Here is a 12,210-nt window from a genome sequence, read left to right on the forward strand (position 1 = left end):
CCGCACTGAGGTAAAACCCGAACAAGGGCCCACAAAGCCCGCGTTCATTACCTATGAAGATATGAGACCAGCAGGGGCTTTCCGGGCTGGTACCCGGAAAATCAGCAGGATCCAGGTGGCGTGGTTCAGTCGCTGTTTTCGGACTTTTCCAGGTTTGCTGTGGCTCTCGCCGATCAGTCCCCTAATCGAGGGTGACCAAGCATGCAAGAAAGCGTGATGCAGCGCATGTGGGATAGCGCCCACCTTTCAGGTGGTAACGCTGCATATGTGGAAGAGCTCTACGAGCTCTACCTGCACGACCCTAACGCTGTGCCAGAAGAGTGGCGCACTTACTTCCAGAAGTTGCCAGCCGACGGCAGCACCGCTACTGATGTATCGCACTCGACAATCCGCGACCATTTCGTACTGCTGGCAAAGAACCAGCGCCGCGCCCAACCGGTTTCCGCCGGGAGCGTGAGCAGTGAACACGAGAAGAAGCAGGTTGAAGTTCTGCGACTGATCCAGGCCTATCGTATGCGCGGCCATCAGGCTGCCAAGCTCGACCCGTTGGGGTTGTGGCAGCGCCCTGCGCCAGTAGACCTGTCGATCAATCACTACGGCTTGACCAATGCCGATCTTGATACGACCTTCCGTGCCGGCGACCTGTTCATCGGCAAAGAGGAGGCGAGCCTACGCGACATCTTCGATGCACTCCAGAAGACATATTGTCGCACCATTGGCGCCGAATTCACCCACATCGTCGATTCCGAGCAGCGCAGCTGGTTCCAGCAGCGCCTGGAAAGCGTGCGCGGCCGTCCGGAGTTTTCCGCTGACGTGCAGGCCCACCTGCTCGAGCGCGTGACCGCCGGTGAGGGCCTGGAAAAGTACCTGGGCACCAAGTACCCGGGCACCAAGCGTTTCGGCCTTGAAGGCGGCGAGAGCCTGATTCCGATGCTGGATGAAATGATCCAGCGTTCCGGTTCTTACGGCGCCAAGGAGGTCGTGATCGGCATGGCCCACCGTGGCCGTCTGAACGTGCTGGTGAACACCTTCGGCAAGAACCCGCGCGAGCTGTTCGACGAGTTCGAAGGCAAGAAGATGAACGAGCTGGGCTCCGGTGACGTGAAGTATCACCAGGGCTTCTCCTCGAACGTGATGACCCCGGGTGGCGAAGTGCACCTGGCCATGGCGTTCAACCCGTCCCACCTGGAAATCGTTTCGCCGGTGGTCGAGGGTTCGGTGCGCGCCCGTCAGGACCGTCGCAACGATACCGTTGGCGACAAGGTGCTGCCGATCTCGATCCACGGCGACGCTGCGTTCGCTGGCCAGGGCGTGGTCATGGAAACCTTCCAGATGTCGCAGACCCGCGGTTTCAAGACCGGCGGTACCGTGCACATCGTGATCAACAACCAGGTTGGTTTCACCATCAGCAACCCGCTGGATGCGCGCTCCACCGAGTACGCGACCGACGTTGCCAAGATGATCCAGGCACCGATCCTGCACGTGAACGGCGATGACCCGGAAGCCGTGCTGTTCGTCACCCAGCTGGCCATCGACTACCGCATGCAGTTCAAGCGTGACGTGGTCATCGACCTGGTCTGCTACCGTCGCCGTGGCCACAACGAGGCTGACGAGCCTAACGGCACCCAGCCGCTGATGTACCAGCAAATCAGCAAGCAGCGCACTACCCGTGAGCTGTATGCCGAGCAGCTGATCCAGGCCGGTCGCATCGACGCCGAGCGCGCTCAGGCCAAGATCGACGAGTACCGCAACGCGCTGGACAATGGCCTGCACGTGGTGAAAAGCCTGGTCAAGGAGCCGAACCGCGAGCTGTTCGTCGACTGGCGTCCGTATCTGGGCCATGCCTGGACCGCGCGTCACGATACCCGTTTCGACCTCAAGACCCTGCAGGATCTGTCGGCCAAGCTGCTCGAGCTGCCGGAAGGTTTCGTGGTCCAGCGTCAGGTGTCGAAGATCTACGAAGACCGTCAGAAGATGCAGGCCGGTGGCTTGCCGATCAACTGGGGTTATGCAGAGACCATGGCTTACGCCACCCTGCAGTTCGAAGGTCACCCGATCCGCATGACCGGCCAGGACATCGGCCGTGGCACCTTCTCGCACCGTCACGCGGTGTTGCACAACCAGAAGGACGCCAGCACCTACATTCCGTTGCAGAACCTGTTCCCAGGCCAGCCACGTTTCGATCTGTACGATTCGTTCCTGTCCGAGGAGGCGGTACTGGCCTTCGAATACGGCTACTCCACCACCATGCCGAACGCGCTGGTGATCTGGGAAGCCCAGTTCGGCGACTTCGCCAACGGTGCGCAAGTGGTGATCGACCAGTTCATCACCAGTGGTGAGCACAAGTGGGGCCGTCTGTGTGGCCTGACCATGCTGCTGCCACACGGCTATGAAGGGCAGGGGCCGGAGCACTCCTCCGCGCGTCTGGAGCGTTACCTGCAGCTGTGCGCCGAGCACAACATCCAGGTCTGCGTACCGACGACGCCGGCACAGATTTACCACCTGCTGCGTCGCCAGGTCATTCGCCCGCTGCGCAAGCCGCTGGTCGTCCTGACGCCGAAGTCGCTGCTGCGCCACAAGCTGGCCATCTCGACCCTGGAAGACCTGGCAGAAGGCTCGTTCCAGACCGTGATCCCGGAAATCGACGCAATCGATCCGGCCAAGGTCGAGCGTCTGGTGCTGTGCAGCGGCAAGGTCTACTACGACCTGCTGGAAAAACGCCGTGCCGAAGGCCGCGAAGACATCGCCATCCTGCGTATCGAGCAGCTGTATCCGTTCCCTGAGGACGATCTGGTCGAAATCCTCGCCCCTTACACCAACCTCAAGCATGCGGTCTGGTGTCAGGAAGAGCCGATGAACCAGGGCGCCTGGTACAGCAGCCAGCACCACATGCGCCGTATCCTGGGCCGCCACAACAAGGCACTGGTCCTGGAATACGCCGGTCGCGACGCTTCTGCCGCGCCAGCCTGTGGTTACGCTTCGAAGCACGCCGAACAGCAGGAAAAACTGCTGCAAGACGCCTTCACTGTCTAACGCCTTCGCGCACCTGAAACCGAATTTAAGGAAACACAGATAATGGCTATCGAGATCAAAGCCCCAACCTTCCCGGAATCGGTTGCCGATGGCACCGTTGCCACCTGGCACAAGAAGCCGGGCGAAGCCGTCAAGCGTGACGAGCTGATCGTCGACATCGAGACTGACAAGGTTGTCCTGGAAGTACTGGCTACTGCCGATGGCGTGCTGGGCGACATCGTCAAGGGCGAGGGCGACACCGTCCTGTCCGACGAATTGCTGGGTTCGATCGTTGAGGGCGGTGCTGCCGCTGCGCCTGCCGCGGCAGCCGCACCTGCAGCTGCTCCGGCCGCTGCCAGCGCTGACGCCGGCGAAGATGACCCGATCGCAGCCCCGGCCGCGCGCAAGCTGGCTGAAGAAAACGGCATCGACCTGGCTACCGTTGCAGGTACCGGTAAAGGCGGTCGCGTCACCAAGGAAGACGTGGTTGCTGCTGTTGCCAAGAAGAAGTCGGCACCTGCCGCTGCCCCGGCTGCCAAGCCTGCCGCTGCTGCCGCTGCCCCGGTTGTCGTCGCCGCTGGCGACCGTACCGAGAAGCGCGTGCCGATGACCCGCCTGCGTGCCAAGATCGCCGAGCGTCTGGTCGAAGCCCAGTCGAACATGGCGATGCTGACCACCTTCAACGAAGTGGACATGACCGAAGTCATGGCCCTGCGTTCGAAGTACAAGGACCTGTTCGAGAAGACCCACAATGGCGTGCGCCTGGGCTTCATGTCGTTCTTCGTCAAAGCCGCTACCGAAGCGCTGAAACGCTTCCCGGCCGTCAACGCCTCGATCGACGGCAACGACATCGTCTACCACGGCTTCGCCGACGTCGGTGTTGCCGTGTCCAGCGACCGTGGCCTGGTGGTGCCGGTGCTGCGTAACGCCGAGTCGATGAGCCTGGCTGAAATCGAGAACGGCATCGCTACCTTCGGCAAGAAGGCCCGTGACGGCAAACTGTCCATCGAAGAGATGACCGGTGGTACCTTCACCATCACCAACGGTGGCACCTTCGGTTCGATGATGTCGACCCCGATCGTCAACCCGCCGCAGGCTGCCATTCTCGGCATGCACAACATCATCCAGCGCCCGATGGCCATCAATGGCCAGGTCGTGATTCGCCCGATGATGTACCTGGCGCTGTCGTACGATCACCGCCTGATCGACGGCAAGGAAGCGGTAACCTTCCTGGTCACTATCAAGAACCTGCTGGAAGATCCGTCCCGCCTGCTGCTGGACATCTAACCCTCTGGCTGCGTACCGTGCCGGGCCTGGCTTCGCAAGAAGCCAGGCCGCGCGGTTCGCGGCTTGTAGCTTGTAGCTGATAAGGAATCTTTTATGACCCAGAAATTCGACGTAGTGGTAATCGGTGCAGGCCCAGGCGGCTATGTGGCTGCCATCAAGGCTGCCCAACTTGGTCTGAAGACTGCCTGTATCGAGAAGTACACCGACGCCGAGGGCAAACTGGCCCTGGGCGGCACCTGCCTGAACGTAGGTTGCATTCCTTCCAAGGCGCTGCTGGACAGCTCCTGGAAGTACAAGGAAGCCAAAGAGAGCTTCAACGTCCACGGTATCTCCACGGGCGAAGTGAAGATGGACGTCGCCGCGATGGTTGGCCGCAAGGCCGGCATCGTCAAGAACCTGACCGGTGGCGTTGCCACTCTGTTCAAGGCCAACGGCGTCACTTCGATCCAGGGCCACGGCAAGCTGCTGGCCGGCAAGAAAGTCGAAGTCACCAAGGCTGACGGCACTACCGAAGTCATCGAAGCCGAGAACGTGATCCTGGCTTCCGGCTCGCGCCCGATCGACATTCCGCCGGCCCCGGTCGACCAGAATGTCATCGTCGACTCCACCGGCGCCCTGGAATTCCAGGCCGTACCGAAGCGCCTGGGCGTTATCGGTGCAGGCGTGATCGGCCTGGAGCTGGGCTCGGTATGGGCTCGCCTGGGTGCTGAAGTGACCGTCCTGGAAGCCCTGGACACCTTCCTGATGGCTGCCGACACCGCCGTGTCGAAAGAAGCCCAGAAGACCCTGACCAAGCAAGGCCTGGACATCAAGCTGGGCGCTCGCGTCACCGGCTCGAAAGTCAACGGCAATGAAGTCGAAGTGACCTACACCAACGCCGAAGGCGAGCAGAAGATCACCTTCGACAAGCTGATTGTTGCAGTCGGCCGTCGCCCGGTGACCACCGATCTGCTGGCTTCCGACAGCGGCGTGACCATCGACGAGCGTGGCTACATCTTCGTCGACGATTACTGCGCCACCAGCGTTCCGGGCGTGTACGCCATCGGTGACGTGGTGCGCGGTATGATGCTGGCCCACAAGGCTTCGGAAGAGGGCATCATGGTCGTCGAGCGCATCAAGGGCCACAAGGCCCAGATGAACTACGACCTGATCCCGTCGGTCATCTACACCCACCCGGAAATCGCGTGGGTCGGCAAGACCGAACAGGCCTTGAAGGCCGAGGGCGTTGAGGTTAACGTGGGCACCTTCCCGTTCGCGGCCAGCGGCCGTGCGATGGCTGCCAACGACACCGGTGGTTTCGTCAAGGTCATCGCCGATGCCAAGACCGACCGCGTTCTGGGTGTTCACGTGATTGGCCCATCGGCTGCCGAACTGGTGCAGCAGGGCGCAATCGCAATGGAATTCGGCACCAGTGCCGAGGATCTGGGCATGATGGTCTTCAGCCATCCAACCCTGTCCGAAGCGTTGCATGAAGCAGCGCTGGCGGTGAATGGCGGCGCCATTCACGTGGCCAACCGTAAGAAGCGTTAATTATAAGAAACCACGGCGGGCTGCCCGTCGTGAGTCTTGCGTGCATGACTCACCGCGGAAAGTCCGCCGGACCGGATCACACGGGAAACCCGGGGTCAACGGTCACAGGTGGTGCGGCGCCACTGATGGCGCAGCGCCGAAGCGCAGTACCTAACGAAGACGGTAAAAAGCATGAATCTTCACGAGTATCAGGGTAAGCAGCTGTTCGCTGAGTACGGCCTGCCAGTTTCCAAGGGTTTCGCAGTCGACACCCCTGAGCAAGCTGCAGAAGCCTGCGACAAGATCGGCGGGAACGAGTGGGTTGTAAAAGCCCAGGTTCACGCGGGTGGTCGCGGTAAAGCGGGCGGCGTAAAGCTGGTTCGCAGCAAGGAAGACGCCAAGGCGTTCGCTGCACAGTGGTTGGGCAAGAATCTGGTTACCTACCAGACCGATGCCAACGGTCAACCCGTCTCCAAGATTCTGGTCGAATCCTGCACTGACATCGCCAAAGAGCTGTACCTGGGCGCTGTAGTCGATCGTTCGAGCCGCCGTATCGTGTTCATGGCTTCCACCGAAGGTGGCGTGGACATCGAGAAAGTCGCTCACGAAACGCCTGAGAAAATCCTCAAGGCCACCATCGACCCACTGGTCGGCGCTCAGCCGTTCCAGGGTCGCGAGCTGGCTTTCCAGCTGGGCCTGGAAGGCAAGCAAGTTCAACAGTTCGCCAAGATCTTCGTTGGCCTGGCCAAGCTGTTCAAGGATCATGACCTGGCGCTGCTGGAAGTGAACCCGCTGGTGATCAAGGCCGATGGCGACCTGCACTGCCTCGATGCCAAGATCAACATCGACGCCAACGCCATGTACCGTCAGCCGAAGCTGAAAACCTTCCACGACCCGTCGCAGGACGACGCCCGTGAAGCCCACGCTGCCAAGTTCGAACTGAACTACGTTGCCCTTGAAGGCAACATCGGCTGCATGGTCAACGGTGCTGGCCTGGCCATGGGTACCATGGACATCGTCAACCTGCACGGCGGCAAGCCGGCCAACTTCCTCGACGTTGGCGGTGGTGCTACCAAAGAGCGCGTTACCGAAGCGTTCAAGATCATTCTGTCCGACAGCAATGTCGCGGCCGTTCTGGTCAACATCTTCGGCGGCATCGTTCGCTGCGACATGATTGCCGAAGGCATCATCGGTGCAGTGAAAGAAGTCGGCGTTAAAGTTCCGGTCGTCGTTCGCCTCGAAGGCAACAACGCCGAACTGGGCGCTAAAGTACTGGCAGAAAGCGGTTTGAACATCATTGCGGCAACCAGCCTGACCGACGCTGCTCAACAAGTTGTCAAAGCTGCGGAGGGCAAGTAATGAGCGTCCTGATCAATAAAGATACCAAAGTCATCTGCCAGGGCTTCACCGGCTCGCAGGGTACTTTCCACTCCGAACAGGCCATTGCCTACGGCACCAAGATGGTCGGCGGCGTAACCCCAGGCAAGGGTGGCACCACCCACCTGGGCCTGCCGGTGTTCAACACCGTCAAGGAAGCCGTGGAAGCTACCGGCGCTGACGCTTCGGTCATCTACGTACCGGCTCCGTTCTGCAAAGACTCGATCCTGGAAGCTGCCTTTGGCGGCATCAAGCTGATCGTCTGCATCACCGAAGGCATTCCTACCCTGGACATGCTGGATGCCAAGGTCAAGTGCGACGAGCTGGGCGTGACCCTGATCGGCCCTAACTGCCCAGGTGTCATCACCCCGGGCGAGTGCAAGATCGGCATCATGCCAGGCCACATCCACTTGCCAGGCAAGGTCGGTATCGTTTCGCGTTCCGGCACCCTGACCTACGAAGCTGTGAAGCAGACCACCGACGCCGGCTTCGGCCAGTCGACCTGCGTCGGCATCGGCGGTGACCCGATCCCGGGCTCCAACTTCATCGACATCCTGAAGCTGTTCCAGGAAGACCCGAAGACCGAAGCGATCGTCATGATCGGTGAGATCGGCGGTTCGGCTGAAGAAGAAGCCGCGGCCTACATCAAGGCCCACGTCACCAAGCCTGTCGTTTCCTACATCGCCGGTGTTACTGCACCTGCGGGCAAGCGCATGGGTCACGCTGGCGCCATCATCTCCGGCGGCAAGGGCACTGCGGACGAGAAGTTCGCCGCCCTGCAGGACGCGGGTGTGAAAACCGTGCGTTCCCTGGCTGACATCGGCAAGGCCCTGGCCGAGCTGACTGGCTGGGAAGCCAAGAAGTAATACTGCTACACCCCCCACGCGCACAGAGGCCACCTTCGGGTGGCCTTTGTCGTATGTGGGGTTCGTAGGAGCGGGTTTACCCGCGAAGAGGCCGGTGCTGGCAATAGAGATTCTTCGATAGGTTTGATAGGAATTTTCACGCAGACGAATGTTTCAATCCGAGGATAATACCTGCCGTCCTCGGTCACACAGACGACAAACATGTACGCACATCGGACAAGCAGCACTGTGCCAGTGCGTTTGACTGACAAACCAGTTACATTACGCGTTCACTCTGTGCCCGTACCCCAAAAGGGAACGACACGCTAAACGGGTCTGGCCTATCAAGCCGGGCAGCATTTCCCCTTACCCAAAGGGAAATCCCCTCTCGAATCCCGATTTCAGCAGTGTGGTACTACCTTAAATGAAAGTTCTCAAAGGCCAGGATATCCTGGCGCTTGGCTTTATGACGTTTGCGCTTTTCGTGGGTGCAGGCAATATCATCTTCCCGCCTATCGTCGGCCTGCAGTCTGGCCCGCACGTATGGATGGCGGCCTTGGGTTTCCTGGTCACTGCCGTGGGCCTGCCGGTCATCACGGTGGTCGCTCTGGCCAAGGTCGGTGGCGGCATGGATGCACTGAGCAGCCCGATCGGCAAGTTCTTCGGCGGCCTGCTGGCAGCCGTGTGCTACCTGTCGGTCGGCCCATTGTTCGCCACCCCGCGTACGGCGACCGTGTCGTTCGAAGTGGGCGTTGCACCACTGACCGGTGAAAGCCCGCTGGCGCTGTTCATCTACAGCCTGGTGTACTTCATCGTCGTGCTGGCCGTGTCCATGTACCCTGGCAAGTTGCTCGACACCGTGGGCCGCTTCCTGGCACCGTTGAAGATCATTGCCCTGGCAGTACTGGGCATCGCTGCCTTCGCGCTGCCCGCCGGTAGCATTGGTGACGCACAGCCTGCCTATGCCGCCGCTGCGTTCTCCAAGGGCTTCTCCGATGGCTACCTGACCATGGATACCCTGGGTGCCCTGGTGTTCGGTATCGTCATTGTCAATGCCATTCGCTCGCGCGGTGTCGAGTCGCCGAGGCTGATTACCCGCTACGCCATCATCGCCGGCCTGATCGCCGGTGTCGGGCTGGCCCTGGTCTACATCAGCCTGTTCCGCCTGGGTGCCACCAGCCACGACATCGCGGCTGACGCCACCAACGGTGCGGCGGTGCTGCATGCCTACGTACAGCACACCTTCGGCTCCCTGGGCAGCGGCTTCCTCGCCGTGCTGATCGCGCTGGCCTGCCTGGTGACCGCGGTTGGCCTGACCTGTGCCTGCGCCGAGTACTTCAGCCAGATCCTGCCGCTGTCGTACCGCGCGCTGGTGGTGATCCTTGCCGGCTTCTCGCTGCTGATTTCCAACCTTGGCCTGACCAAGCTGATCATGTTCTCGATCCCGGTGCTCACCGCCATCTATCCGCCGTGCATCGTGGTGGTTGGCCTGAGCTTCGTGAAAGACCTGTGGAACTCGCCAACGCGCATCCTGGCGCCCGTGATGCTGGTCTCGCTGCTGTTCGGCATGGTCGATGCGATCAAGGGCAGCAGCCTTGCCCACGTGTTGCCAGACTTCATGGCGCACCTGCCATTGAGTGATGCCGGCATGGCCTGGCTGGTACCGTCAGTGGTGACCCTGGTGGGTGCCGTGGCCTGCGACCGCATGCTCGGCAAGCCGCGCGAGGCGCTGGCCTGACTGCGCAAGTTGAAGCCTGAGGGCGGCACCGGCCACAAGCCGAAGGGTGCCCGCCAAGGGTGAAAACAAGAGAGCCCCGTATCCGAAAGGATGCGGGGCTTTTTGCTGTTTGCCTGTTTCGGCCTCTTCGCAACAGGTAATGCATTTTTCACTGTGCAGGTGTGCCTTTTGCCGCTTGCCAGCGTCGAAATCCGGTCCCTATCCTTTAGGCACATGGCCCTTTCGGTAACCCTGCATGAACTTCATCCAAAGCAACCTCAACAACCTGCTGGCCATCGCCTGGTTCGCCCTGTGCTGGGGTGGCTATACCCGATATGCGATTTGGAAGGGGCGCGACACCGCGTGCCTGGCCAGCGTGCTGCACTTGTACCGCGAAGACTGGATGCGCCGCATGCTGCTGCGCGACAACCGCATCGCCGATGCCAGCGTGATCGGTAACCTGGAGCGCAACGCTTCGTTCTTCGCCTCCAGCACCCTGATCATTCTGGCTGGCATCCTCACCGTGCTCGGTGCCTCCGACCGGGCACTGTCGTTGCTGGCCGACCTGCCGCTGGTTCAGCAAACATCCCAGGGCATGTCGGAGATCAAGCTGCTGTGCCTGGCCATGGTATTTGTCTATGCCTTCTTCACGTTCAGCTGGTGCATGCGCCAATACAACTTTGCCGCCGTGCTGGTGGGCTCGGCGCCGATGATCGGCGAACGGCTGGTCAATGAGCTGGAGCGCAAGGCGTTCGCCTCCCGCGCGGCGCGGGTATTGTCGTTGGCGGCCAACCAGTTCAACTTGGGGCTGCGTTCGTATTACTTCGGCATGGCCATGTTGAGCTGGTTTATCAGCCCATGGTTGTTCATGGCGATGAGTGTGGGAGTAGTGCTGATTCTGTACCGTCGAGAGTTCCATTCGGATGTACTCGATGTGATGGTGTTCACACCGACCGAAAGTGTACTGTCGGAGCCGGGCAAGGAAAGCTCGGTTGTCTCCAACTGAAACGATTAATCGAAAGTTCGCAGGCACAAAAAAACCCGACATTGTCGGGTTTTTTGTTTTAGCCAGTTACTGCTTGGCAGGTTCTGCCGGCGTAGCTGGAGCCGGAGTAGCCGGAGCGGCTTCTTCGGCAGCCTTCTGCTCGGCTTCGGCCTGATCTTTGGCAGCTTCGGCGTTTTCCTCGGCGGCTTCGTTCATCTTATCCTGAGCTTCACCCATTTTTTCCTGGGCTTGCTCGGCGTGTTGCTGTGCGTCCTGGGCTTTGTCTTCGCTCGCTTTATCGCAAGCAGCCAGGCCCATGGCAGCGGCCAGCATCAGAGCAAAAGCAAAAGGTTTACGCATGGGGGTGTTTCTCCTTGGTGGAATAAGTGACTTGTTCCTTCGAGTGCAACTACGCGGAATAAGTTCAACGAAGATTACAGATATATAACGTCCCGTTCTACATGGACTTTTTAACGAATTTATGCCGCTGCCCTGCGGCCGATGGGAACAGCCGATGAGCGATTCAACCTTGATGGCAATGGCCGAGCGCTTTCTCTCGGCGTTAAAACATTGTCAGTTGTTGCAGATGCGCGTGGCGCAGGCTGATGGCGATGGCATGACCCTGGTCCTGCCGTGGTCGCCGGCGATTGTCGGCAACCCGCAAACCGGTGCCGTGCACGGCGGTGCGCTGACCACGCTGATGGACACCACCTGTGGCATGGCCACATTGTGTGTGCTGCCGCGCTTCGAAGTGTGCCCGACGTTGGACCTGCGTATCGACTACATGCACCCGGCTGAGGCCGGCAAGGACATCTATGGCCACGCCCAGTGCTACCGTGTTACCCGCGACGTGATCTTCACCCGTGGCACCGCCTACCAGGACGACCCCGACCAGCCCATCTGCCAGGTGGTGGGCACGTTCATGCGCCTGGGCCAGGACATCAAGGGCGGCATCCGTTTCGGCGACAGTCTGAAGGAGGGCAAGGCATGATTCCGCACGCGGTACGCCAGCAGCTCAACGCCGCCCATGCGGTGGGCGACTATCGACCGTTGCTGGCGCTGATTCCCTATGCCGGGCTGATCGGCATCGAATGCGAGCGTCAGGGCGATGACGTGTTGTTCCGCCTGCCGGCCAGCCCGGACAATATCGGCAACCCACTGCTACCGGCCATCCATGGCGGCGTGATCGCCGGCTTCATGGAGCTGTCGGCAGCGCTGTACCTGCTGATCTACAGCGAGAGCGCAAGCATTCCGAAGATCATCGACTTTTCCATCGACTACCTGCGCGCCGGGCATTTTCGCGATACCTACGCCCAGTGCCAGCTGTGGCGCCAGGGCCGGCGGGTGACCAACGTGGCCATCACCGCCTGGCAGGGCGACAGGCAGTCGCCGATTGCCACGGCCCGTGCGCATTTCAAGATCGAACCGGAAAAGCCCTTGAAATCATCCGGGCAGCCCCCATCTGCATGACATCCGCC

The 12,210-nt window shown here is 60.6% G+C and carries 10 protein-coding genes; 9 read left to right on the forward strand and 1 reads right to left on the reverse strand.

The features are described from left to right. Positions 1 to 201: 201 nt before the first annotated feature. The 7 genes from PRJ_RS08770 (at position 202) to PRJ_RS08800 (ending at position 10,753) form a co-directional block, all read left to right on the forward strand. Positions 202 to 3,033, forward strand: a complete 2,832-nt coding sequence (locus PRJ_RS08770) for a 2-oxoglutarate dehydrogenase E1 component (RefSeq protein ID WP_003254210.1) — start codon at positions 202 to 204, stop codon at positions 3,031 to 3,033. Positions 3,034 to 3,075: 42 nt separating this feature from the next. Beyond that, entirely contained in the window at positions 3,076 to 4,299 is a 1,224-nt protein-coding gene (gene odhB, locus PRJ_RS08775) for a 2-oxoglutarate dehydrogenase complex dihydrolipoyllysine-residue succinyltransferase (protein WP_064493140.1), read from the forward strand. Between the two features lie 93 nt (positions 4,300 to 4,392). Further along, positions 4,393 to 5,829, forward strand: a complete 1,437-nt coding sequence (lpdA, locus tag PRJ_RS08780; RefSeq protein ID WP_010954949.1) for a dihydrolipoyl dehydrogenase — start codon at positions 4,393 to 4,395, stop codon at positions 5,827 to 5,829. 171 nt (positions 5,830 to 6,000) lie between these two features. Beyond that, a complete protein-coding gene (gene sucC / locus PRJ_RS08785; RefSeq protein WP_003254205.1) occupies positions 6,001 to 7,167 on the forward strand; it encodes an ADP-forming succinate--CoA ligase subunit beta in 1,167 nt (388 codons plus the stop codon). Next, positions 7,167 to 8,051, forward strand: coding sequence for a succinate--CoA ligase subunit alpha (gene sucD / locus PRJ_RS08790; RefSeq protein WP_003254203.1), 885 nt, complete (start codon positions 7,167 to 7,169; stop codon positions 8,049 to 8,051). Before sucC ends, sucD begins: the two co-directional genes overlap by 1 nt. A gap of 403 nt (positions 8,052 to 8,454) precedes the next feature. After that, complete coding sequence (brnQ, locus tag PRJ_RS08795) at positions 8,455 to 9,768, forward strand: branched-chain amino acid transport system II carrier protein (protein ID WP_010954948.1); 1,314 nt, start codon at positions 8,455 to 8,457, stop codon at positions 9,766 to 9,768. A gap of 235 nt (positions 9,769 to 10,003) precedes the next feature. Next, a complete protein-coding gene (locus PRJ_RS08800) occupies positions 10,004 to 10,753 on the forward strand; it encodes a DUF599 domain-containing protein (RefSeq protein WP_104961119.1) in 750 nt (249 codons plus the stop codon). Positions 10,754 to 10,819: 66 nt separating this feature from the next. On the opposite strand, the gene PRJ_RS08805 is transcribed toward PRJ_RS08800, so the two are convergent. Continuing rightward, complete coding sequence (locus PRJ_RS08805) at positions 10,820 to 11,092, reverse strand: hypothetical protein (protein WP_104961120.1); 273 nt, start codon at positions 11,090 to 11,092, stop codon at positions 10,820 to 10,822. 154 nt (positions 11,093 to 11,246) lie between these two features. Between PRJ_RS08805 and PRJ_RS08810 the strand changes: the two genes are divergently transcribed. After that, on the forward strand, positions 11,247 to 11,723 hold the full coding sequence (locus PRJ_RS08810; RefSeq protein ID WP_010954945.1) for a PaaI family thioesterase: 477 nt from the start codon (positions 11,247 to 11,249) through the stop codon (positions 11,721 to 11,723). Beyond that, on the forward strand, positions 11,720 to 12,202 hold the full coding sequence (locus tag PRJ_RS08815; RefSeq protein WP_003251519.1) for a PaaI family thioesterase: 483 nt from the start codon (positions 11,720 to 11,722) through the stop codon (positions 12,200 to 12,202). Before PRJ_RS08810 ends, PRJ_RS08815 begins: the two co-directional genes overlap by 4 nt. The last annotated feature ends 8 nt before the right edge of the window (positions 12,203 to 12,210 follow it).

The sequence above is a fragment of the Pseudomonas sp. XWY-1 genome (assembly GCF_002953115.1).
In the GTDB taxonomy this organism is placed as follows: domain Bacteria; phylum Pseudomonadota; class Gammaproteobacteria; order Pseudomonadales; family Pseudomonadaceae; genus Aquipseudomonas; species Aquipseudomonas alloputida.

Bases quoted from the DNA above. Each gene is read 5' to 3' on its own strand.
- PRJ_RS08770 (WP_003254210.1), top strand. From the start codon at position 202: ATGCAAGAAAGCGTGATGCAGCGCATGTGGGATAGCGCCCACCTTTCA.
- odhB (WP_064493140.1), top strand. From the start codon at position 3,076: ATGGCTATCGAGATCAAAGCCCCAACCTTCCCGGAATCGGTTGCCGAT.
- lpdA (WP_010954949.1), top strand. From the start codon at position 4,393: ATGACCCAGAAATTCGACGTAGTGGTAATCGGTGCAGGCCCAGGCGGC.
- sucC (WP_003254205.1), top strand. From the start codon at position 6,001: ATGAATCTTCACGAGTATCAGGGTAAGCAGCTGTTCGCTGAGTACGGC.
- sucD (WP_003254203.1), top strand. From the start codon at position 7,167: ATGAGCGTCCTGATCAATAAAGATACCAAAGTCATCTGCCAGGGCTTC.
- brnQ (WP_010954948.1), top strand. From the start codon at position 8,455: ATGAAAGTTCTCAAAGGCCAGGATATCCTGGCGCTTGGCTTTATGACG.
- PRJ_RS08800 (WP_104961119.1), top strand. From the start codon at position 10,004: ATGAACTTCATCCAAAGCAACCTCAACAACCTGCTGGCCATCGCCTGG.
- PRJ_RS08805 (WP_104961120.1), bottom strand. From the start codon at position 11,092: ATGCGTAAACCTTTTGCTTTTGCTCTGATGCTGGCCGCTGCCATGGGC.
- PRJ_RS08810 (WP_010954945.1), top strand. From the start codon at position 11,247: ATGAGCGATTCAACCTTGATGGCAATGGCCGAGCGCTTTCTCTCGGCG.
- PRJ_RS08815 (WP_003251519.1), top strand. From the start codon at position 11,720: ATGATTCCGCACGCGGTACGCCAGCAGCTCAACGCCGCCCATGCGGTG.